The sequence below is a fragment of the Rahnella inusitata genome (assembly GCF_003263515.1).
GTDB classification, from domain to species: Bacteria; Pseudomonadota; Gammaproteobacteria; order Enterobacterales; family Enterobacteriaceae; genus Rahnella; species Rahnella inusitata.
This window is the reverse complement of record NZ_JYDE01000002.1, coordinates 176,515-199,289: the sequence shown is the minus strand read 5'-3', so window position 1 is coordinate 199,289 and position 22,775 is coordinate 176,515. Positions and strand designations below refer to the sequence as shown.

Sequence of the window (22,775 nt, the reverse complement as noted above, 5' to 3'; positions counted from 1 at the left end):
CGGACCTTATAAGTCGTCTGTATAACCCAGACTGCGCAGCGCACGTTCGTCGTCTGCCCAACCGGATTTGACCTTAACCCACAATTCAAGATGAACCTTCGCTTCAAACATGTTTTCCATGTCCTGACGAGACTCGATACCGATCGTCTTGATTTTTGAGCCTTTATTACCGATAACCATTTTTTTCTGGCCTTCACGTTCTACCAGAATCAGGCCATTGATATCGTAACCGCCACGTTCATTACTCACAAATCGCTCGATTTCTACGGTCACCGAGTAAGGCAGTTCTTCGCCCAGGAAACGCATCAGTTTTTCACGAATGATTTCAGAGGCCATAAAGCGCTGTGAGCGGTCAGTAATGTAGTCTTCAGGGAAGTGATGAATCGCTTCCGGCAGACGCTTACGGACGATGCTGGCGATGGTATCGACGTTAATACGTTTTTCGGCAGACATTGGCACGATATCGATAAAGTTCATCTGCTCGCTGAGGAACTGCAGGTGTGGCAACAGCTTCGATTTGTCAGTGACATTATCGATTTTGTTGATAGCCAGCAGAACCGGCGCTTTGATATCGCGCAATTTATTCACGACCATTTCGTCGTCAGGCGTCCAGTGGGTGCCTTCAACCACGAAAATAACCAGTTCAACATCACCAATCGAACTGCTGGCAGCACGGTTCATCAGGCGGTTGATCGCCCGCTTTTCTTCCATGTGCAGCCCAGGGGTGTCCACGTAAATCGCCTGATAAGGGCCTTCTGTATGGATACCCATAATACGGTGACGTGTTGTTTGCGGTTTACGCGAAGTAATGGAGATCTTCTGCCCCAGTAATTCGTTCAGCAAGGTTGATTTACCGACGTTAGGACGGCCAACGATTGCTACAAAACCACAGTAATTCTTTTCTTCGCTCATTCAAGCTCCAGCTGTATCAGCGCTTGTTCCGCTGCCGCCTGCTCGGCTTTTCTGCGACTTGACCCGGTTCCTACAACCGGCTGGTTCAAGCCACTGACCTGGCAGTGGATGGTAAACTCTTGGTCGTGCGCTTCACCGCGAACCTGCACAACCAGATAAGAAGGCAACGGCAGATGGCGACCTTGCAAAAACTCCTGTAAACGGGTTTTTGGGTCTTTCTGCTTATCACCGGGACTGATTTCGTCTAAACGACTACGGTACCAATCGAGAATCAGCTTTTCGACGTTCTGGATATCACTGTCCAGGAATACGCCGCCAATGAGTGCCTCCACCGTATCCGCAAGAATTGACTCACGGCGGAAACCACCACTTTTTAATTCGCCCGGCCCTAAACGTAAGCATTCACCAAGATCGAATTCACGTGCCATTTCAGCTAACGTATTTCCGCGCACCAGCGTGGCACGCATGCGACTCATATCGCCCTCATCTACCCGAGGAAAACGTTGGTACAGTGCGTTAGCAATCACATAACTAAGAATGGAATCACCCAGGAACTCTAAACGCTCATTGTGTTTACTGCTTGCGCTGCGGTGAGTCAGTGCCTGCAATAAAAGCTCCTGCTGTTGAAAAGTGTAGCCCAGCTTCCGCTGAAGCCTGTTTATTACGATGGGATTCATGAGTTACCAATAGATCAAGAATGCGTCAAAAACTTCAGCATACGGAACAGGCCTGCTTCGCCCTAAGCCAATCCAAAGCTGTTTCGTTTGCAGTGGCTCTCTCAGTGCATTTTCAATATGAAATTAAAATCTGAAGAGCCAACTTTTATCGCCCGAAGGGTTATTCTACAACGTGTGGATATTTAATGCTGCGCTAATATGCCCGTCATTACTGAAGTTGCAGGGGCTTTCACCTCCTGCAACTCGAATTATTCCGGGCAGCAACAGCAAGAATTAATGTATTCCACCGATACGGCTTAAACGAACGCCGGTAGGCCATTCACCTTCTTGTTTTTTAAAGCTCATCCAGATGGCAGAAGCTTTACCCACTAAGTTCTTTTCTGGCACAAAGCCCCAATAGCGGCTGTCTGCGCTGTTGTCACGGTTATCGCCCATCATGAAGTAATGGCCGGCCGGAACAACCCAGGTGCCCATCGGCTGGCCCGGTTGCTGATAATAAGCCCCTAACTGGTCACGCGCGCCGGGCACGGTCAGAATATGATGAGTAACATTGCCCAGCGTTTCATTGAACTGAACCAAACGGACGCCATCCTGAGGGACATTCGCCGTCGGCGGGGTTTCAAAGAATCCGCTGCTTGCTTCACCACCGGATGCCTGACCGAAGGTCTGAACGAAATCACTGGCAGCGCCGGCGTCATAGGTCACGGCCAGCGCGGTATTACAGTTACTGCCGCTTTTGCACGCGGGCTGAATAGTAACTTGCTTACTGAAAGGATCGTAAGTCACCCGGTCACCCGGTAAGCCTACAAGGCGTTTAATATAATCCACTTTGGGGTTCTGCGGATATTTGAACACCACGACATCACCGCGTTTCGGCTCGCCCGTTTCGATAAGTTTAGTCTGAGTAATCGGATCTTTCAGACCGTAGGCATATTTTTCTACCACGATAAAATCGCCGATTAACAGCGTTGGCATCATGGAGCCTGACGGGATCTGGAAGGGTTCATAAATAAATGAACGCACCACAAACACGACTAACAAAACCGGGAATACCGAAGCACAGGTTTCTACCCAACCCGGCTGCTTCGCCACCTTGTTCAGCGTTGTATCGTCTACGGCACCGCCCGTTTCGGCCTTAATTTTGGCAATTTTAGCCCGACGAGCAGGTGCAAGCTTGAAACGGTCAAGGCACCAGATAATCCCTGAAACCAGCGTTGCAATCGCCAGAACCAGGGCAAACATGTTAGCCATGCATACTCCCTACAACTCAATTAAGGATTTATTTATTGCCGTCTTTGCCCACATGGAGAATGGCCAGGAACGCTTCCTGAGGCAACTCAACGTTACCCACCTGCTTCATGCGCTTCTTACCATCTTTCTGCTTCTGCAACAGTTTCTTCTTACGACTGACGTCGCCGCCGTAGCACTTGGCTAAAACGTTTTTACGTAACTGTTTAACAGTTGAACGAGCAATAATATGAGCACCAATCGCCGCCTGAATAGCAATGTCGAACTGCTGACGCGGGATCAACTCCTGCATCTTCTCAACCAGCTGGCGTCCGCGACCTTGCGAGTTGCCACGGTGAGTGATCAGCGCCAAGGCATCCACGCGTTCGCCGTTGATTAGAACATCAACACGTACCATGTCAGAAGCCTGGAAACGTTTGAAATTGTAATCAAGTGAGGCATAACCACGGGAAGTTGATTTCAGACGGTCAAAGAAATCGAGAACCACTTCTGCCATTGGGATTTCGTAGGTCAGTGCAACCTGGTTACCGTGGTAAACCATATTCGTCTGTACGCCACGTTTCTCAATACACAATGTGATCACGCTACCCAGATATTCCTGAGGCATCAGCATATGACACTCAGCGATAGGTTCGCGTAATTCCAGAATATTATTCAGCGCAGGGAGCTTAGACGGGCTGTCAACGTAGATGATTTCGTTACCGGTGGTCACCACTTCATAAACAACCGTTGGTGCAGTGGTAATCAGATCAAGATCGTATTCGCGCTCCAGACGTTCCTGAATGATTTCCATATGCAGCAGGCCGAGGAAGCCAATACGGAAACCGAAGCCCAGTGCGGTAGAACTCTCTGGTTCGTAGAACAACGAGGCATCGTTCAGGCTAAGTTTACCCAGCGCATCGCGGAAGTTTTCGTAATCATCGGAGCTAACAGGGAACAGACCGGCGTAAACCTGTGGTTTTACTTTCTTGAAACCAGGCAGAACTTTATCCGCAGGATTACGTTGCAGCGTCAGGGTATCACCCACCGGTGCGCCCAGAATGTCTTTAATCGCACAGACCAGCCAGCCTACTTCACCGCAGTTAAGAATATCTTTATCAACGCGTTTCGGCGTAAAGATACCCAGACGATCGGCGTTATAAACCTGTCCGGTACTCATTACTTTAATCTTGTCGCCCTTCTTCATGGTGCCGTTTTTAATACGGACCAGAGAGACAACGCCCAGGTAGTTATCGAACCATGAGTCGATGATAAGCGCCTGCAGAGGAGCATCCGGATCGCCTTCTGGCGGCGGAACATCGCGCACCAGACGTTCCAGAACTTCCGGAACACCGACGCCGGTTTTCGCAGAGCAACGCACCGCATCTGTCGCATCAATACCGACGATGTCTTCGATTTCCTGCGCAGCGCGATCGGGATCGGCCGCAGGCAAATCGATTTTATTAAGAACCGGCACGACTTCCAGATTCATTTCCATCGCGGTGTAGCAGTTAGCCAGAGTCTGAGCCTCTACGCCCTGCCCCGCATCCACGACCAGCAATGCGCCTTCGCAAGCAGCCAGTGAACGGGAAACTTCATAGGAGAAGTCAACGTGCCCGGGAGTGTCGATAAAGTTCAGATGGTAAACTTGCCCATCTTTGGCTTTGTAATCGAGGGTTACGCTCTGAGCTTTGATGGTAATGCCGCGTTCGCGCTCAAGATCCATCGAGTCGAGGACCTGAGATTCCATTTCACGGTCGGACAAGCCACCGCAAATTTGAATAATACGGTCGGACAGCGTCGACTTACCGTGGTCAATGTGGGCAATAATGGAGAAATTTCGTATATGCTTCATTATAAAAGTTTTTCTGCCTTGGTATTTCTGGATCATTCGCCATGAACATACAGCGACGGTTTGTAGGTTGGCTGTCTTTCGCCTAAGTGGCAGCATTCTACATGTCAGCACCGTGAAAACCTAGTCTCGACATACCTTAACTCCAGATTATGCGAGCTTTCCTGAAAGCCGGAACGCACATTGACATCAGTTATCCACGCCACCTTCTGTCAGCAGATACTTTCGCATGCGCCCGATTTCAGATTATCGACATTCAGCGGCCTTTACTGCTTTAGGAAAATACCCATATACAAAAACCACGCCCTGTACTTAATATACTGTTATAAAAAGAAAAACTGATTCCTAAAATATAATTTTCAATCTCCATTCTTCCTTAAGCATCTTTTATTTTTTTAACTCAATCCGGTCACAAGGTTATCATCATGATCAATGAAGGGCGGCTGCTCAGTCAGCATGGCTTTGCCAAAGCCAACTCGTGGATCACACTGGTCCTGTCAATTCTCTTACTGGTCGCAGGGGCAATACAACTTGCCTTTCTGCTGACAGTGGATCACCCGGCAAGCAGCCTCTACAGTGTGTTTTTTACGGCACTTTTGAGCATTGCTTTGGGTGTTGTCCTGATGTTTTTAAGACGCCTGATCAGGCCTCATCAGATCTATCAGTTGCATGAGAATGGCATTTTAGTGATAAGTCAGGAAGACAAAAAAAACAGGTTCATTCCGTTCGAAAGGATCATGGATATATATCGTTTCAGAACAGGAAAATATTCGCGGCGAATTTTGAATACCATGTTATTTCGCGAAGAAAATAGCCGAACCTGGCACCATATCACGCCAAACATTGCTAACTCTGAACGACTAATTGAGATCATTAAAACTGAGCAATTGATGTTTCGTGGCCCGTGGGCACTCAATACGCTGGCCCAGGGCGGTGACATTCATTTCACCAGCACGACGCATGCACGCTGTGGCCTGAAACATTTCTTCAGCACTAAGCTCATGATGATGAATGAGAAAAAAATCAGACTGAGCGCGCTGGCGCTGACATCCGACGAAGGTAAAACCGTGCCGGTAGAGGATATTCAGTTTATCAGCGGAGGCAGCAATAGCCCGCTGGTCCGGTTGCTCGATAAGCATGGCAGAATTTTATTCTCCGTTCCGTATGCATCGCTTTCCAGTGCCGATCTTTTTATCGCGCTGATTGAGCATATGATTCAGAACCGGATACCGGTCAGACATTAGAACAGGCAGGATGACAAGGACGTAAATTAAAAGCCGTTATCTCTCAGAGATAGCGGCTTAATATCAGGAAGGGAGATTCGGTTCTGACTCAGTAGAATACCGGAACGCATTTGGCGGTAAGCCCACCTGCAAAACCACAGGCTGATAACCTGACTGACCATCAACTTTCGCCGCCAGCGCTTTGGCGAGTAAAAAGCCCAGCCCGCCCCCCAGAACCGCTCCGACTACCGCATAAACATCAGCCTTCAACAGCGCCTGTAGCAGACCGCCGCCGAGGATCACGCCAAACAACGGCGTCATATAAACCAAAAATGCGGAACGCAGCAGGCTTCCTTCGGGAATGCCCAGTTCGACTTTTTGTCCCGGCTCCAGGCGCTCAGAGATGTTGACCTGCAGATTATGCTCGGTTTGCGGCCCCAGTTCATTGAGTACGCGGGCACCACATCCTGAACGTGAATGGCAGCTGCTGCATCCCGCCTGCGTTTCACAGCGCAGTGACGCGACACCATCTTGCCACGAGACCACGGTGGCCCATTCTTTCATCATGCGATTGCCCTCAAATTTATTTTGCAGAGAACACGATGCTGTCAGCGATACGTTTGGCGGTGGAAGGCGGCAATTCGCCGACGACAGTAATTTCATTGCCATTACGTACTTCTGTTTGCACCGTTCTGCGCCCCTGCCTGATCAATTGCTCAGATGGACCGTTGGTTGTTGCACTGACGTTGACTGAGAAACTGAACAATCCGTCGGTATACAACCGTGATTCTATCGTAACGGGCATATTTGGCAACGTTCGGCGGCTGCTGGCCACTTCGGTGATCCCTGCCGGGAGCCATTTCACCTGCCATGTAAACTTCACCTGCTCGGAAGCCGGTAAAGAAAGCACAGGAGGAAGGTTGGCTTTTTCGAGGTCGGCCAGTGAGCTGATGACAACTTTATCAACGTCATTAAAGCCAATCACCCGGAATTGCTCCAGCGTCTCACCATCGCGATCCAACAAATCGACGCGCATTGGCAACTTCGTTTCTTCATCCACCCAAATCACGTAGCTGAAACGCGTGCCATCACGCGAAACAACACGGATCACCTGGCTGAGGCGGTCAGCAGCCCGCGCACGGCCTACGGCAATAAAGTCGTAATACTTTGAGAGCAGGGAGAAATCACTGAAAACAATGGAAGGGAGCGAATCAACGATGTGATCGCCATCCAGTGTGAAAGGTTGCAGGCCGGTTTCAAAGTAGCTGATATCTTTTCCGCGCTGGACAATTTCACGGCGCGGACCGTCCATCAGAACCAGCTGTGCCAGCGAGGTTCGGTTAGAGATAGCATGACGATAGCGATAGGAATCAATCCCTTGCTTCGTGATGTTGATAAAACCCATTTCATAATTCAGCGACTGGCTGGCTTTGCCCATATCCTGTAATAACGCCTCGGTAGATGACTCTGCCGAGGCGATACCTGAATAAAGCAGGCTGCCCGTTGCTAAAAAAACGGCAAACCAATTTTGCTTCATTACTGCGTTTGCGTTCCTAAAGACTGAGTACCAGGGACCTGAACAGCGGCCTGTTGCGGGGTGACAGGTTCGAGTTGAAGCTGTTCTGAGTGCAGACGACGCTGCAATTCATAATCCTGCAACATCGCATTGATGCGCTTACGCTGCTCCTGGACGTTCTGCTGCCCGTTAGCAGTATTACTTTCGCTCGGTACGCCGAAGCTGACCGGAGAAGCTTTACCCATCATTGGCAGAGTATTGAACGCCGGTGTTTCTGGTGAAGCACCAGAAGCATCAGGCTGATTGTAGTGCTGAACACCGACAATCACCGCCAGCGATACACAGGCTGCAACACCGACCTGAGTCAGTTGGCTTGCCCAAGGGCGAACCTTCTGCCAGAACGGCATTTTTTGCCAGGTATGAGGCTGAGGTTGCGATTCAGTCGCAGACCCCGGAACCAGTTTAACCGGCTCGTTTGCCAGCGCAGCGGCCACACGATCTGCGATATCCAGATGCACCACATTCCCAATATCACCACGCAAGGTATCGCGGATCAAATGATAACTCTGCCAGTTTTGCTGAAGCGCAGGATCTGTTGATAGAGAACTTAACAGTTCATTATCAATGGCTTCACCATCCATCAGAGCGGAAAGCTTTTCTTTCTGCATGCCTAAGTACCCTTCCTGTGTCCGTCATCTCTAACGCTGGATGAGCGGTTGAACTTTATTGTCAATTGCTTCCCGGGCACGGAAAATTCGGGATCTCACCGTACCCACCGGACAGTCCATGATGGTCGCTATCTCTTCGTAGCTTAATCCATCCAGCTCCCTCAGAGTGATCGCCATGCGAAGATCTTCCGGGAGTGCTTCAATAGTACGGAAAACTATTTGCCGTAACTCTTCTGACAACATCAAGTTCTCAGGGTTCGATATTTCTTTCAGAGCGCCGCCACTTTCAAAATTCTCGGCTTCGTTTGCATCCACATCACTGGAGGGTGGACGCCTGCCCTGAGCAACTAAATAATTTTTCGCCGTATTGACTGCAATACGGTACAGCCAGGTATAAAAAGCGCTGTCGCCACGGAACGATTCCAGTGCGCGATAGGCTTTAATGAAAGATTCCTGAACCACATCAGGCACATCGCCCTGTGGCACATAGCGGGATACAAGGCTCGCTACCTTATGCTGGTATCGGATAACCAGTAAATTGAACGATTTTTGATCACCCTTCTGGACCCGCTCAACCAGAACCTGATCGGCTAACTGCTCGCTCATCCGAGGTAAAATCTCCCCAAAACTATCTCCGCGCATAAAGTAGTACTGCCAGCTTTCATCATTATATTCCTGAGCAAGTACAGCTTGGAGTTCACATGGAACGTTAAGTTCCACATCGCCATTGTTTTTTCTAATGAAGTCTCATGCCCGTGGCTTTTGCACGGAGGTTTAGGCTAACATGAATTTCCCTCTTCTTCTGCAAACATCATACGTTATGCAACCTTCATCTGAATTTGTCAGTGATGTATTGATTATCGGAAGTGGCGCTGCGGGCCTTTCTTTGGCTTTGCGACTTGCAGACCACTGTCACGTAACTATTCTCAGCAAAGGCCCTCTCAACGAAGGCTCTACCTTTTACGCACAGGGTGGTATCGCCGCCGTTTTCGATGAAGCAGACAGTATTGCCTCACACGTCGAAGACACTTTAATCGCCGGCGCAGGATTATGCGATAAAGAAGCCGTTGAATTTATCGCCAGCAATGCACGCCATTGCGTCCAGTGGTTAATCGATCAGGGAGTTCTGTTTGATACCGAAACCAACGCGAGTTCAGAAGAACGTTATCACCTGACCCGTGAAGGTGGTCACAGCCACCGCAGAATCCTGCATGCTGCTGATGCGACAGGTAAAGAAGTAGAAACTACGCTGGTAAGTAAAGCAAGAGCACATGCCAATATTTGCGTTAAGGAACGCTATAATGCAGTTGATTTAATTACCTCCAGCAAAATCGGTTTACCGGGTACACAGCGCGTGGTGGGTGCGTATGTCTGGAACCGCGACAAAGAACATGTCGAAACGCTGCGAGCCAAAGCCGTTGTGCTGGCGACGGGCGGTGCGGCGAAAGTGTATCAATACACCACCAATCCGGATATTTCATCGGGCGACGGTGTCGCAATGGCCTGGCGCGCAGGCTGTCGTGTGGCCAATCTCGAATTCAATCAGTTTCACCCGACCTGTCTCTATCATCCGCAGGCACGTAATTTCCTGCTGACGGAAGCCCTGCGCGGCGAAGGCGCCGTACTCAAACGCCCGGACGGCTCGCGCTTTATGCCGGACTTTGACTCGCGTGGCGAACTGGCTCCCCGCGATGTCGTTGCCAGAGCCATTGACCATGAGATGAAGCGGCTCGGCGCGGATTGCATGTATCTTGATATCAGCCATCGCCCGCCGGAATTCATCAAACATCACTTTCCAATGATTGATGAAAAGCTCAGCTCTCTCGGCATTGATCTCACCAAAGAAGCCATTCCGATTGTTCCTGCTGCGCATTACACCTGCGGTGGCGTGATGGTCGACCAGCACGGGCGTACCGATCTCGACGGTTTATATGCTATCGGTGAAGTCAGCTACACCGGCTTGCATGGTGCGAACCGGCTGGCATCGAACTCTTTACTCGAATGCGTGGTGTATGGCTGGTCAGCGGCTGAAGATATTATTAAGCGGTTACCTCACGTCAAACTGGCAAAACATGTACCGCAGTGGGACGAAAGCCGGGTGGACAATTCAGATGAGCAGGTAGTTATCCAACATAACTGGCATGAATTGAGGTTGTTCATGTGGGACTACGTTGGGATTGTGCGCACGACGAAACGACTGGAGCGTGCGCTGCGTCGTATCATGACACTGCAGCAGGAGATTGATGAATACTACGCCAATTTCCGCATCTCCAATAACTTGCTCGAGTTGCGAAATCTGGTGTTAGTCGCGGAGCTGATTGTCCGCAGTGCCATGGAACGCAAGGAAAGTCGCGGACTGCACTACACGCTGGATTACCCTGATTTACAGGAAAACCCGCAGCCCACGATCCTCCAGCCTTAATGGCGTCAAAGTGCGAAGGAACGCACTTTTCAATTTTGCCCTTCTCAATAATTCAGATAAAAATCCGTAATCAATGCGCAAAACGCTTCGCTATAAATCCCTTCAGATTTGCGCAGCGCGAGCTCATGTTCGACAATCTCTGCCGGTTGTCTGGATAACGTCAGCAGCATACGGTTCAGGGGTTTCCCTGGGCGATCGCGAACCACCATCCTCCAGGCGCTGAACCAGCCTTTCTGATGCGCCATCGCTTCAAACGTCATCCCAATATCATAAGGCAGCACTACGCTGAACACTCCCTCAGGCGTGATGAGCTTAGCCGCGCAATCGAGCAACGCGTCGTGGGTCAGCGTTTCAGTGTACCGCGCAGCATTTCGCGCTTCATCGCGGCAGGCTACCGCAGATTCGAAGTAAGGGGGATTACTGACGATCAGGTCATATGCTGCCTGATGTTCATCGGCGTAATCATTGATATCCTGTGCATACACGGCCATCCTGTGTGCCCAAATGGACTCGGCAAAATTTTCAGCCGCCTGCGAAGCCGCGGCAGGCTGAAGTTCCACGGCATCAATCTGCGTCTGGGGACCGGTGCGCTGCGCCAGCATCATAGCGATAAGTCCGCTACCGCAGCCGATATCCAGAATACGCCGGGTATGGGTCACCGATGCCGTTGCGCCAAGCAGAACGCCATCGGTGCCAACTTTCATCGCGCACCGATCGTGCGCCACAAAGAACTGTTTAAAGGTAAATCCATTACGCCGTAAAGGCTGAGGGGAACTGACTTCTTTTGTCACTGATTTCACCGTAATTGCGCCAGTCATCAGGCCTGTGAACGAAAACTGACGTAGCATAGGGCAAAGAGATGCAGAGGAAAAGGTACACAAACCGCTTAAATAGGTGAAGATCGCGTCTAACACGTCTATAATCGGCGCCCCAAGTAGAGGTAGACCATGACTGTAACGAATTTTTCCGAACTCGAACTCGATGAACGCCTGCTAGACGCCTTAGGCGAAAAAGGCTATACCCGCCCGACTGTCATTCAGGCAGAGGCAATTCCGCCTGCAATGGACGGACGCGATGTGTTGGGTTCGGCTCCTACCGGCACCGGCAAAACAGCGGCATTCCTGTTGCCTGCATTGCAACATTTGCTGGATTTCCCGCGTAAGAAATCTGGTCCGCCACGAATTCTGATCCTCACGCCAACCCGTGAACTGGCCATGCAGGTTGCCGATCAGGCACGCGAACTCGCTAAGCATACCGATCTGGATATCGCGACGATCACCGGCGGCGTGGCTTACATGAACCATGCCGAAGTATTCAGCGAAAACCAGGACATTGTCGTCGCGACGACTGGCCGTTTGCTGCAATACATTAAAGAAGAAAATTTCGATTGCCGCGCCATCGAAACGCTGATCCTCGATGAAGCTGACCGCATGCTGGACATGGGTTTTGCGCAGGATATCGAAACCATTTCTGCCGAAGCACGCTGGCGCAAACAGACGTTGCTGTTCTCCGCAACGCTTGAAGGGGAAGCCATCCGTGAATTCGCCGAACGCATTCTGACTGAACCGGTAGAGATCGAAGCCGATCCGTCACGTCGCGAACGCAAGAAGATCCTGCAGTGGTATTACCGCGTTGATGATGTGCCACACAAAACGCAGATGCTGATCCATCTGCTGAAACAGGAAGATGTCACCAAATCCGTGATCTTCGTGCGTAAGCGTGAGCGTGTTCACGAACTGGTTGCATGGCTGCGCGAAGCGGGAATTAACTCCTGCTATCTCGAAGGCGAAATGGTTCAGGTTAAGCGTACTGAAGCGGTTAAACGCATGGTCGAAGACCGCGTGAACGTGCTGGTTGCCACCGATATCGCCGCGCGCGGTCTGGACATCAACGACATCAGCCACGTCTTCAACTTTGACCTGCCGCTGACGGCTGATATCTACCTGCACCGTATCGGGCGTACCGGCCGTGCTGGCCGTAAAGGTACCGCTATTTCGTTCGTGGAAGCGCATGACCATCTGCTGCTGGGCAAAATTGGCCGTTATCTGAATGAGCCGCTGAAACCTCGCGTGATCGACGAACTGCGTCCGAAAACGAAAGCACCAAGCGAGAAAACCACAGGCAAGCCATCGAAGAAAGTGCTGGCGAAGCGTAAAGAGAAACAGAAATCCGCGCAGGAAAAATCGAAGGTGAAAGTGAAGGTTCGCCATCGCGACAGTAAAAACGTAGGCAAACGCCGCGTAAAACCTGATGCGGCGAAAGACGCGTCAAAATAAGTATCAGCTAATCACCTGATTCAGATGAAAAAAACCGCCTTTTCAGGCGGTTTTTTATTGGATTCAGTCAGCGAAACAGCGCTGTGATTACAGGCTTTCGGTGAAGGTACGGGTGATCACGTCACGCTGCTGTTCAGCAGTCAGGGAGTTAAAACGTACCGCATAGCCGGACACACGAATGGTCAGCTGTGGGTATTTTTCAGGATGCTTAACCGCATCTTCCAGCGTTTCGCGACGCAGTACGTTAACGTTCAGGTGTTGGCCACCCTCTACGCGTACAGTCGGTTGAACTTCCATCGGCACTTCACGGTATTCGAACTGGCCGAGTTCGCTGACAGCAACGATCTGGTCTTCCGCATAACCCGCTTTTGCACACACGCAGCGAGCTTCCGCTTTCTCATCATCCAGCAGCCAGAAAGAATTTTTCAGGGCTTCGTTGTTAGTTTTGGTAATTTGGATCCCGGTGATCATATGTTGCCTCCATAATTGGCTACGATACTGTTAATAGGTTGAGTGCCAGGTTCATACGGCAACCTGTTATTTCTGCTCTCAGATATAACAGCACTACACCCCGCAAACCTTGACTAATATCAATCTTTTTAGTGTGCCTATTTCCTGCTCACGGCATATTTATGTTTTATATCAATTTTTCCAAGCCCTTTACTTAAATTATTTTTGTAAATTATCAATAAAATTTGCACGAAAACCTTAAGCCACAGATAAACATCAGCAAAATGATGTGCGGGTTTCACTCAGAAGAACGAGCAGGTAAGCTACGCGCAACAAAATTACCTTCAAAAGGAGAGCGTCAATGTCCACTACTCTCACCTGGCATGACGTGATTGGTCAGGAAAAAGAAAAGCCCTACTTCGTTGAAACCCTGAAGTTCGTTGCCGCTGAACGTGCAGCAGGGAAAACCATTTATCCGCCGCAACAGGATGTGTTTAACGCCTTTCGCTCGGCAGAGCTGGCGGATGTGAAAGTGGTGATTCTCGGGCAGGACCCTTACCACGGTCCTAATCAGGCACACGGTTTATCCTTCTCCGTGCGTCCCGGTATTCCTGCGCCCCCATCGCTGGTGAATATGTATAAAGAGCTGATGACGGATATTCCGGGGTTTGAGCGTCCGAACCACGGCTATCTGCAAAGCTGGGCCGATCAGGGGGTGTTACTGCTTAACACGGTTCTGACCGTTGAAGGCGGGCAGGCCCACTCTCACGCCAAACTGGGCTGGGAAACGTTCACCGATCGGGTGATTGCGGCACTGAATGAAAATCGCGAAGGGATTGTCTTCTTACTGTGGGGTTCGCATGCACAGAAAAAGGGCAACATTATAGATACGCAACGCCATCATGTTCTGAAAGCGCCGCACCCTTCCCCGCTTTCGGCACATCGCGGGTTCCTGGGTTGCAAACATTTCTCTCAGGCGAATACCTTGTTGGAACAACAGGGGCTGGCTCCCATCGATTGGGTGCCAGTATTACCTGCAGAATGACGTAAAAAAGAGGCACCCGCAAAGGTGCCTCTCTCATCATCTGTCTCTGTTCAAAACAGAATCAGGCTTTCGCCTTTGAAACCGCGACCATCGCCGGGCGTAGAAGACGACCATTCAGCGTGTAACCCTTCTGCATAACCATAATCACGTGATTAGGCTCCAGCTCTTCGGATTCCATCATGGTCATCGCCTGATGCAGTTCAGGATTGAATGGGACGTGAATATCGCCCACCACTTCCATACCGAACTTGCGAACCGCATCCAGCATGGATTTCAGGGTCAGCTCAACCCCTTCAATCAGACCGGTCAGTTCAGGATTGGATTTATCAGCCAAATCGATCGCACGTTCCAGGTTATCAATAACTGGCAGCAACTCGCCGGAGAATTTTTCCAGGGCGAATTTATGTGCTTTTTCGATATCCAGTTCAGTACGGCGACGGACGTTTTCCACTTCCGCTTTCGCACGCAGCAGGCTGTCACGCTCACGCTGCTGGACTTCTTTCAGCTGTGCTTCTAATTCAGCAATGCGTTCATCGCGCGGGTCAACGACATCTGCCGCCTGAGTTTCCGCTTGCGCATGCAGCTCTTGTTCCTGATTCAGTTCTTCAGAGACTTGCTCGTCAGGTGTCTTATGTTCTTTACTACTCATGAATATCTCCGCGTTTTAGCATTAATCTTGCTAGTTGGCTTATTATGGGGATCAAAACCGGGGATTCAAGGTTTGGTTTTTAATGAAACCGGTCATAATGCAGGAGTCATCACACCCTGCTGAGGATAACCACAGCGATGAATAAAAAATTTGAGTGCATTGGGATAGTCGGACACCCTCGCCATCCTTCCGCACTTGCCACCCATGAAATGCTCTATCACTGGCTAATCTCAAAGGGTTATCAGGTGATTGTTGAGCGGCAGGTGGCGCAAGATTTAGCCCTGGAAGGCGCGCAAACCGGCAGTCTGACGGACATCGGTAAATTAGCAGATCTGGCTGTTGTGGTCGGCGGTGACGGCAATATGCTCGGCGCGGCACGGGTACTGGCGCGCTATGACATAAAAGTTATCGGCATTAACCGCGGTAACCTTGGGTTTCTCACCGACCTGGATCCGGACAACGCATTACAGCAGCTGGATGACGTTTTACAAGGCGAATATATCAGTGAGCAACGTTTCCTGCTGGAAGCGATGGTGCGCTGTAAAGGTCAGCAATGTCGCGTGAGCACGGCTATCAACGAAGTGGTGCTCCATCCGGGCAAAGTCGCACACATGATTGAATTTGAAGTCTATATCGACGACAAATTCGCGTTTTCTCAACGCTCCGACGGCCTGATTATATCAACACCTACGGGTTCAACGGCGTATTCGCTCTCCGGCGGTGGCCCGATCCTGACGCCGACGTTAGAAGCGATTGCGCTGGTGCCGATGTTCCCACACACGCTCTCGGCGCGTCCGCTGGTCATTAACAGTAACAGCACCATTTGCCTGCGGTTCTCGCATATGAGCACTGATCTGGAAATCAGCTGTGACAGCCAGATTGCGTTGCCTATCCAGACAGGTGAAGAAGTCGTGATTCGTCGCAGCGAGTTCCACCTGAACCTTATTCATCCAAAGGATTACAGTTATTTCAATACCTTAAGCACCAAACTCGGGTGGTCTAAAAAACTATTCTGAATTGAAAAAATAATTCGCCAGCCTCTTTACTGTATATAAAACCAGTTTATACTGTATGTAATTACAGGTCTGTTGTTATGTACAGGAAGGTGATCATGCTGGCGCAATTAACTATCAGTAACTTTGCTATTGTCCGTGAGTTAGAAATCGATTTTCATGCAGGGATGACGGCAATCACCGGGGAAACCGGGGCTGGTAAGTCCATCGCTATTGACGCTCTCGGGCTTTGCCTGGGCAACCGCGCCGATGGCAGCATGGTGCGCCTAGGTGCAAGCCGCGCAGATATCTGTGCCCGCTTCACCTTAGCCGATACGCCTTCCGCTAAACTCTGGCTGGCTGAAAATCAACTCGATGATGGGCATGACTGCCTGCTGCGTCGCACCATCAGCAATGACGGGCGCTCACGGGGCTTTATCAACGGGACACCGGTGCCATTATCGCAGCTGCGCGAATTGGGTCAGCATCTGATCCAAATCCACGGGCAGCACGCCCACCAGCTTTTACTCAAACCTGAACATCAAAAACATCTGTTGGATGCCTACTCTGATCAGCCCTTCCTGCTGGCTGAAATGCGTAAAGCCTACCAGAACTGGCATCAGAGTTGCCGCCAGCTGGCGCTGTATCAGCAACAGATGAACGAACGTGAATCCCGTCGTCAGTTATTACAATATCAGTTGAAAGAGCTCAACGAGTTCTCTCCGCAGGCCGGCGAATATGAACAAATCGATGAAGAATACAAACGTCTGGCGAACAGCGGGCAGCTTCTCTCACTGAGCCAGAGCGCATTGTATTTACTGGCCGATGGTGAAGATCAAAATATCGTCAGCCTGCTATACAGCGCGCGCAACCAACTCACTGAACTGGCTGAACTCGACAGCAAGATGAATGACCTCATCATCATGCTGGACGACGCCTCGATTCAAATCAGCGAGGCCAGTGACGAACTTCGCCATTACAGTGAACGTCTGGATATGGATCCGAACCGGTTGTTTGAACTGGAGCAGCGTTTATCTCGTCAGATGAATCTGGCACGTAAGCATCATGTGAGGCCGGAAGAATTGCCCGAGCATCATCGCCAGTTGCTCGAAGAACAGCAGGCGCTCGATGATCAGGAAACCAATCAGGCCGAACTGAGTGAAGCGGTGCAGACTCATTACCAGCAAGCTGTCGCCATTGCCGCAGAGCTGCACGATAAGCGTCAGTTCTTCGCTGATGAACTGACGCTGCTGATAACTCAAAGCATGCAAGCTCTTTCCATGCCACACGGTAAGTTCCAGATTCAAGTGCATTTCGAACCGGAACATCTGGGAGCAGAAGGCGCTGACCGTCTGGAGTTCCAGGTCACTACTAACCCGGGACAACCGTTGCAGGCTTTAGCTAAGGTCGCTTCAGGTGGCGAGCTTTCCCGTATCGCGCTGGCGATTCAGGTTATTACTGCGCAGAAGATGGAAACACCCGCACTGATCTTTGATGAAGTGGATGTCGGCATCAGTGGCCCGACTGCGGCGATTGTCGGACGTCTGTTGCGTCAGTTGGGTGAATCAACCCAGGTAATGTGCGTTACGCACTTACCGCAGGTTGCAGGTTGCGGCCATCAGCATTATTTTGTCAGCAAAGAAACTGACGGTGAAGTGACAGAAACGCAAATGAATCGCCTCGATAAAAAGGCGCGTTTGCAGGAACTGGCGCGTTTACTGGGCGGAAGTGAAGTCACCCGAAACACCCTGGCCAATGCAAAAGAGTTGCTCGCAGCGTAAAAAGCTCAACTTTTTTACAGTTCAGCGGTCATACAGGTGCCCCGCAAAGGTTTCAAACTGATGAAAGGTCTATTATCATCGGCATCTTATGCCCTAAAGGAATGTAATGACTATGCGCTGTAAAACGCTAACTGCCGCCGCTGTAGCTCTTGTAATGCTTACTGCGGGCTGTTCCACTCTGGAAAAGGTGGTTTATCGGCCTGACATTAATCAGGGGAACTACTTATCTCCTGCTGACGTACAAAAAATTCATACCGGCATGACTAAGCAACAGGTTGCTTATGTTCTTGGCACGCCGATGCTGCACGATCCGTTTGGCAGCGATGTCTGGTATTACGTGTTCCGTCAGGAACCGGGCCATCAGGGCGTCACTCAGCAAACACTGACACTGACCTTCAACGGCTCAGATACGCTGACTAACATTGATAACAAGCCGACGTTAAGCGATCAAAAATAAATCGTCCCGGTGTGATGGTCGCTGGTAACAACCACGAATTCATCTTTCAGGGTAAAAAAATAAGGCGCCAGAGGCGCCTTATTTTTTGGAACGTTCAGCGCGGATACGCCGTAACTCTTTAGGATCCGCAATCAGCGGCCGGTAAATTTCGATTCTGTCACCGTCATTGACGATATCCGCCAGTTTGACCGGGCGACTGTAAATCCCAAATTTGTTCTTTTTCAGATCAATATCTTTACGCAACTCAAGCAAGCCAGACGCCAGTAGCGCCTGTTCGACATTACTGCCCTGTTCGAGTTTAACGGTCCGCAAATACTGACGTTCAGGCAACGCATAGACCACTTCAACGCGGATGTCAGACACTGTAGACCTCTTTCGCCCGCAGGGTGAACGCCTGAACCATGCTGCCAGCCAACTCTTTGAAGATTTTCCCGAAAGCCAATTCGATCAATTTATTTGTAAATTCGAAATCCAGGCTGAGCTGCACTTTGCAGGCATCCGGACTGAGTTCGATGAAGTCCCACCCCCCGGTCAGCTTACGAAACGGGCCATCCACCAGTTGCATATCAATACGCTTATTACTGATTAACGTGTTCTTCGTGGTAAAGGTTTTGCTGATACCGGCTTTCGAAACATCAACTGCCGCCGTCATCGACGTATCACTGTTATCCAAAATACGGCTGCCAGTACAACCCGGCAAAAACTGCGGGTAAGCATCAACATCATTCACTAAAGTGTACATCTGCTCCACGCTGAAGGGCACCAGCGCAGAACGACTTATCTGTGGCATATCATTTTCCAGGTGTCATAAAACGTACAGATAATACCATTTATCCGCACGGTAATAAAAACTACGAAGCACAGGGGGCCAAAAAAGGAAAAACAACAGAGTCAGACCCGTGGGGATTTCATTCGGCAACGCTTACAGTATAATAAGTATCACTATGACAAAGAAAAAAGCACATAAACCCGGTTCCGCGACTATCGCGATGAACAAACGCGCTCGCCACGAATATATCATTGAAGATGAATTCGAGGCGGGGCTTGCTTTGCAGGGATGGGAAGTCAAATCGATGCGTGCTGGTAAAGCAAACATCACTGACAGCTACGTCACATTCCGCGACGGTGAAGCCTTTTTGTTTGGCGCAACCATTCAACCTCTCAACATGGCGTCCAGTCACATTGTTTGTGACCCGACCCGTACAAGAAAATTACTGCTGAACAAACGTGAGTTAGAAACACTGTTCGGTAAAGTCAGTCGCGACGGTTATACCGTGGTCGCGCTTTCCATGTACTGGAAAAATGCCTGGTCAAAAGTGAAGATCGGTCTGGCGAAAGGTAAGAAAGAGCACGACAAGCGCGATGACATCAAAGATCGTGAGTGGAAAGTAGACAAAGCACGTATCATGAAGCACGCAAATCGCTAAGTCTCTGGCTTAGCTTGGTGTTTTGCTGGTATACTGCGAAATAGTACTTGGGGCTGATTCTGGATTCGACAGGATTTGCGAAGCCCAAGGAGCATGCCGAGGGGCGGTTGGCCTCGTAAAAAGCCGCAAAAAAATAGTCGCAAACGACGAAAACTACGCCCTAGCAGCTTAATACCCTGCTTAGAGCCCTCTCTCCCTAGCCTCCGCTCTTAGGACGGGGATCAAGAGAGGTCAAACCCAAAAGAGATCGCGTGGACACCTTGCCTGGGGTGAAAGCGTTAAACCCAATCAGGATAGTTTGTTAGTGGCGTGTCCATCCGCAGCTAACCGGCGAATGTAAAGATTGGACTAAGCATGTAGTGCCGACGGTGTAGTAATTCTGGACGGGGGTTCAAATCCCCCCAGCTCCACCAAACAAGGTTTCGGTTATTACCAGATAAGGCCGTTACCGCAAAGAAAGCCGCAGCCCGCAAGGGTTTGCGGCTTTTTTATTGCCTGATATCTGCAGGTAAGCTCTGTATACAACCGGCATTTTTGGTTATACGTTTAGTTATATCCCCTCCATATAACTACAAAGCGTATTACTAAAATGGCTCGGACCACCACACCACTCACCAACACAGAAATCAAAGCCGCGAAGGCTAAAGATAAAGAACACACTTTGCAGGATGGTGGCGGTCTTTACCTTTTGATCAAACCCAGCGGCGTCAAGATATGGCGCTTTAACTACTATCGGCCTGACACGAAAACGCGAGCGCTGATCAGTTTTGGCGCCTACCCTTCAATCTCGCTTGCCGATGCGCGCCAGTTGAGAGAGAACGCCAAATCGCTCCTCGCTAAAAATTTCGATCCGCAAAACCATCAGCGAGAGCTCACTGAAGCTGAAACGACGATGAACTCGCACACCTTTGCAAAGGTCGCTGAAGCCTGGATGCAGATTAAAAAATCTGAAATCTCTGCCTACTATGCCAAAGACGTCTGGCGCTCTATCGAAAAAGATTTTCTCCCAACCCTGGGTAATCTCCCCGTCAGCCTGATCAAAGCAAAGACGGTAATCAGTGCGCTTGAACCGGTATCCGGTCGCGGAGCATTAGAAACTGTCAGACGTCTGAGCCAGCGGGTTAACGAAATCATGATATATGCTGTTAACTCTGGCCTGATTGACGCTAACCCAGCCTCCGGTATTGGCCGGGCATTCAAGAAACCAGCCAAAGAACACATGCCAACAATACAGCCTGAAGAATTACCCGCATTCATGAAAGCCGTTTCTCTGGCGAGTATCGACCTCACCACGCGTTTAGTGATCAAGTGGCAGTTACTGACTTTAGTACGGCCAGCTGAAGCGGCTGAAACTGCGTGGGAGGATATCGATATCGAGAACAAACAATGGCGGATCCCCGCGCATAAAATGAAAGGCAATCAGAAGCGCAAAGCTAGCGGTTACATTCACGTTATCCCGCTTTCTGAACCCGCGCTGGATATCCTGCAAACTCTTTCGCCACTCAGCCAGCATCGGGAACACGTTTTCCACTCCATCAAAAAACCCAAAGCCCCAATGAACAGCCAGACGGCCAACGCAGCCATAAAACGTATGGGGTATCAGGATATGCTGGTGATAAGCATAATATTAGAGTGACTGCTGTAATCTCAGTTCAAGAGGTATCCAATAAAATAATAAAACCCGAGTTAAATCAATAACCCCCATCCACCTTTAGGCAATTACAATATCCCTCTCAGACATAAAATCTTTTAGTGATTTATTTAAATCATATCGTTATCGATCTAATTTATACAAAGTAGTCAATGAAAATGTCGAGCCTCCATTAATCTAAAAAATTAGAGAATTATTAATACCTATTTTTTGATCTGGCTCAATTAGCTCAATTGACGGAAGTCTAATCAAAGTGCAATCTAATTAAGCAGTAATTACACAGTTATAAACCCCTTGTTAAAATAACAAACGAAAATAGTATTTTCATCTTTAACGCAAAAGGAAACAAAAAATGACTGACAGACGACCAATCAACAAAGATGTAAATGTTCCAAAACCTGGTGGTGGTGAACAACCGAGGGCTCGAAACGAGGATGGACAGTTGCGTAAAAAGCGTGATGATGCAGGGAAACCACGGGATCAAAAGTAATTATAGAAGTTCAAATTGATTAATTTATTCAATATTTAAAACGCCTGATAAAAATAAATCGGGCGCTTTACATTTTAATAATTCGCAACTACTTTCCTGAGTGTATATCTACTATAATTATAATATTGAATTCAAGTAGCCTATACTTATAACTGGCCTCATGAAAACTTGTTACCTCCACACGACTACATCACCACCCAACTTTCCCACAGAGCCTTGGGTAAAAAGTATGGTCTGAGTGAAGACGCCATCAGAAAACGCGCCAGGACTGATGGTTGGGTACGCAATAACAGGTACGCAAATAGTACGCAGCAACAACACTTAAAACCTGCAGGGATTAACGTTCCCCCCCTCTCACACAATTCAATACTCAACTGATACAGAAGTACGAAATAAATCGAGCCAGGGAAAGTCATGAGCCCAATGAATACTGGCTAAACCACATGCAACAGCGCTTTGTGTATGAGTATCTCAAAGACCTGAATCAGTCAGCAGCATACCGTCGCACTTGGTACAATTGCGCACCAGGATCTCTTTGCGCAGCAGCCTCACGCCTGTATAGAAATGTTAAGGTGAATCGCGCAGTCCAGTCTGCGATGAAAGACCGGTTAGCTTCTGGCCGGATAAGGGCCGATGATGTAATGCGCTGGCTATGGAACATCGTCATTGCAGATCCAAACGAGCCCATTCAGTACCGGCGAGTTAATTGCCGAAAATGTTGGAGCGATATTGCTCGGGATCCGACAGACGACCCGAACCCCGATTGCGGGTTTTATTTCGGTGAAGGTATTGGTGAGATCTACCACAGCGACACTTGAGAAATTTCTGTCGAGGCGACAAGCTTATATGCAGGAAGGCACAGCGGTTGACCTGCGTACAGGGGAACTGTGGTATCTGAAATTACTTAACAATGTGCAGGCAGAAATCCATAAAAATGGCACGTACGACATTCTGAAAAAGAAATACTTCACTTTTAGGTAGATAACAAGAAATCTGGATATCACCCTTACCGGCCACAGGGATCATTCCCAGCGGCCTGTGTTTGAATTCATCTCCCAAA

General features: G+C 49.5%; 24 protein-coding genes, 1 other RNA gene and 1 pseudogene. 13 read left to right on the top strand and 13 right to left on the bottom strand.

Going from position 1 to position 22,775, the window contains the following annotated elements; genetic code table 11:
* Positions 1-6 precede the first annotated feature (6 nt).
* The 4 genes from era to lepA all read right to left on the bottom strand — a co-directional run bounded on the left by era (position 7) and on the right by lepA (position 4,671).
* Positions 7-912, bottom strand: a complete 906-nt coding sequence (gene era / locus TU92_RS01710) for a GTPase Era (protein ID WP_112164246.1) — start codon at positions 910-912, stop codon at positions 7-9.
* The gene (gene rnc, locus TU92_RS01705) at positions 909-1,589 is read right to left on the bottom strand and encodes a ribonuclease III (RefSeq protein WP_112164245.1); all 681 of its coding nucleotides are present in this window, start codon (positions 1,587-1,589) and stop codon (positions 909-911) included. The genes era and rnc overlap by 4 nt, the downstream gene beginning before the upstream one ends.
* A 273-nt stretch (positions 1,590-1,862) precedes the next feature.
* On the bottom strand, positions 1,863-2,840 hold the full coding sequence (gene lepB, locus TU92_RS01700) for a signal peptidase I (protein WP_112164244.1): 978 nt from the start codon (positions 2,838-2,840) through the stop codon (positions 1,863-1,865).
* A gap of 28 nt (positions 2,841-2,868) precedes the next feature.
* Complete coding sequence (gene lepA, locus TU92_RS01695; RefSeq protein ID WP_112164243.1) at positions 2,869-4,671, bottom strand: translation elongation factor 4; 1,803 nt, start codon at positions 4,669-4,671, stop codon at positions 2,869-2,871.
* Between the two features lie 422 nt (positions 4,672-5,093).
* On the opposite strand from lepA, the gene TU92_RS01690 reads away from it, so the two are divergent.
* Positions 5,094-5,912 (top strand): DUF6585 family protein, encoded by an 819-nt coding sequence (locus tag TU92_RS01690; RefSeq protein ID WP_112164242.1) that lies wholly within the window; start codon positions 5,094-5,096, stop codon positions 5,910-5,912.
* Between the two features lie 63 nt (positions 5,913-5,975).
* On the opposite strand, the gene rseC is transcribed toward TU92_RS01690, so the two are convergent.
* Genes rseC through rpoE form a run of 4 tightly spaced genes read right to left on the bottom strand, consistent with a single transcriptional unit; the run spans position 5,976 to position 8,681 of the window.
* Positions 5,976-6,458 carry a SoxR-reducing system protein RseC gene (gene rseC, locus TU92_RS01685; protein ID WP_112164241.1) on the bottom strand — a complete coding sequence of 161 codons (483 nt, stop codon included), beginning with the start codon at positions 6,456-6,458 and terminating at the stop codon, positions 5,976-5,978.
* 16 nt (positions 6,459-6,474) lie between these two features.
* Positions 6,475-7,428: a sigma-E factor regulatory protein RseB gene (rseB, locus tag TU92_RS01680; RefSeq protein ID WP_112164240.1), complete on the bottom strand. Its 954-nt coding sequence runs from the start codon at positions 7,426-7,428 to the stop codon at positions 6,475-6,477.
* Positions 7,428-8,075, bottom strand: a complete 648-nt coding sequence (gene rseA / locus TU92_RS01675) for an anti-sigma-E factor RseA (protein ID WP_112164239.1) — start codon at positions 8,073-8,075, stop codon at positions 7,428-7,430. Before rseA ends, rseB begins: the two co-directional genes overlap by 1 nt.
* Positions 8,076-8,105: 30 nt before the next feature.
* Positions 8,106-8,681 (bottom strand): RNA polymerase sigma factor RpoE, encoded by a 576-nt coding sequence (gene rpoE, locus TU92_RS01670; RefSeq protein WP_056771962.1) that lies wholly within the window; start codon positions 8,679-8,681, stop codon positions 8,106-8,108.
* Between the two features lie 214 nt (positions 8,682-8,895).
* Here rpoE and nadB point away from each other — a divergent pair, with 214 nt between their 5' ends.
* Complete coding sequence (nadB, locus tag TU92_RS01665) at positions 8,896-10,497, top strand: L-aspartate oxidase (RefSeq protein ID WP_208640446.1); 1,602 nt, start codon at positions 8,896-8,898, stop codon at positions 10,495-10,497.
* A 44-nt stretch (positions 10,498-10,541) separates the two neighbouring features.
* Here nadB and trmN read toward each other — a convergent pair whose 3' ends face one another.
* Positions 10,542-11,288: a tRNA(1)(Val) (adenine(37)-N(6))-methyltransferase TrmN gene (gene trmN / locus TU92_RS01660; protein ID WP_112164332.1), complete on the bottom strand. Its 747-nt coding sequence runs from the start codon at positions 11,286-11,288 to the stop codon at positions 10,542-10,544.
* A 156-nt stretch (positions 11,289-11,444) separates the two neighbouring features.
* Here trmN and srmB point away from each other — a divergent pair, with 156 nt between their 5' ends.
* Positions 11,445-12,773 carry an ATP-dependent RNA helicase SrmB gene (gene srmB, locus TU92_RS01655; protein WP_112164237.1) on the top strand — a complete coding sequence of 443 codons (1,329 nt, stop codon included), beginning with the start codon at positions 11,445-11,447 and terminating at the stop codon, positions 12,771-12,773.
* A gap of 87 nt (positions 12,774-12,860) precedes the next feature.
* On the opposite strand, the gene grcA is transcribed toward srmB, so the two are convergent.
* On the bottom strand, positions 12,861-13,244 hold the full coding sequence (gene grcA, locus TU92_RS01650) for an autonomous glycyl radical cofactor GrcA (RefSeq protein ID WP_112164236.1): 384 nt from the start codon (positions 13,242-13,244) through the stop codon (positions 12,861-12,863).
* Between the two features lie 340 nt (positions 13,245-13,584).
* Here grcA and ung point away from each other — a divergent pair, with 340 nt between their 5' ends.
* The gene (ung, locus tag TU92_RS01645; protein WP_112164235.1) at positions 13,585-14,268 is read left to right on the top strand and encodes a uracil-DNA glycosylase; all 684 of its coding nucleotides are present in this window, start codon (positions 13,585-13,587) and stop codon (positions 14,266-14,268) included.
* A 61-nt stretch (positions 14,269-14,329) separates the two neighbouring features.
* Here ung and grpE read toward each other — a convergent pair whose 3' ends face one another.
* Positions 14,330-14,917 carry a nucleotide exchange factor GrpE gene (gene grpE, locus TU92_RS01640; RefSeq protein WP_112164234.1) on the bottom strand — a complete coding sequence of 196 codons (588 nt, stop codon included), beginning with the start codon at positions 14,915-14,917 and terminating at the stop codon, positions 14,330-14,332.
* A gap of 137 nt (positions 14,918-15,054) precedes the next feature.
* Here grpE and nadK point away from each other — a divergent pair, with 137 nt between their 5' ends.
* From nadK to bamE, 3 genes are all read left to right on the top strand, one after another.
* On the top strand, positions 15,055-15,933 hold the full coding sequence (gene nadK / locus TU92_RS01635; protein WP_112164233.1) for an NAD(+) kinase: 879 nt from the start codon (positions 15,055-15,057) through the stop codon (positions 15,931-15,933).
* A gap of 95 nt (positions 15,934-16,028) precedes the next feature.
* Positions 16,029-17,690, top strand: coding sequence for a DNA repair protein RecN (gene recN / locus TU92_RS01630; protein ID WP_167457485.1), 1,662 nt, complete (start codon positions 16,029-16,031; stop codon positions 17,688-17,690).
* A gap of 112 nt (positions 17,691-17,802) precedes the next feature.
* Positions 17,803-18,147: an outer membrane protein assembly factor BamE gene (gene bamE / locus TU92_RS01625; protein WP_112164231.1), complete on the top strand. Its 345-nt coding sequence runs from the start codon at positions 17,803-17,805 to the stop codon at positions 18,145-18,147.
* 78 nt (positions 18,148-18,225) lie between these two features.
* On the opposite strand, the gene TU92_RS01620 is transcribed toward bamE, so the two are convergent.
* A complete protein-coding gene (locus TU92_RS01620; RefSeq protein WP_112164230.1) occupies positions 18,226-18,510 on the bottom strand; it encodes an RnfH family protein in 285 nt (94 codons plus the stop codon).
* A complete protein-coding gene (locus tag TU92_RS01615) occupies positions 18,503-18,937 on the bottom strand; it encodes a type II toxin-antitoxin system RatA family toxin (protein ID WP_112164229.1) in 435 nt (144 codons plus the stop codon). The genes TU92_RS01620 and TU92_RS01615 overlap by 8 nt, the downstream gene beginning before the upstream one ends.
* Positions 18,938-19,091: 154 nt before the next feature.
* Here TU92_RS01615 and smpB point away from each other — a divergent pair, with 154 nt between their 5' ends.
* From smpB to TU92_RS22410, 6 genes and pseudogenes are all read left to right on the top strand, one after another.
* On the top strand, positions 19,092-19,574 hold the full coding sequence (gene smpB / locus TU92_RS01610) for an SsrA-binding protein SmpB (protein ID WP_112164228.1): 483 nt from the start codon (positions 19,092-19,094) through the stop codon (positions 19,572-19,574).
* 49 nt (positions 19,575-19,623) lie between these two features.
* Positions 19,624-19,987: a transfer-messenger RNA gene (gene ssrA / locus TU92_RS01605) on the top strand.
* A gap of 176 nt (positions 19,988-20,163) precedes the next feature.
* The gene (locus TU92_RS01600; RefSeq protein ID WP_244207761.1) at positions 20,164-21,210 is read left to right on the top strand and encodes an integrase domain-containing protein; all 1,047 of its coding nucleotides are present in this window, start codon (positions 20,164-20,166) and stop codon (positions 21,208-21,210) included.
* A gap of 367 nt (positions 21,211-21,577) precedes the next feature.
* On the top strand, positions 21,578-21,715 hold the full coding sequence (locus tag TU92_RS22265; protein ID WP_167457484.1) for a hypothetical protein: 138 nt from the start codon (positions 21,578-21,580) through the stop codon (positions 21,713-21,715).
* 443 nt (positions 21,716-22,158) lie between these two features.
* Positions 22,159-22,353, top strand: a pseudogene (locus TU92_RS22590) (terminase small subunit); the annotation flags it as partial.
* A 28-nt stretch (positions 22,354-22,381) separates the two neighbouring features.
* Positions 22,382-22,696 carry a hypothetical protein gene (locus TU92_RS22410; protein WP_244207760.1) on the top strand — a complete coding sequence of 105 codons (315 nt, stop codon included), beginning with the start codon at positions 22,382-22,384 and terminating at the stop codon, positions 22,694-22,696.
* Positions 22,697-22,775: the final 79 nt, after the last annotated feature.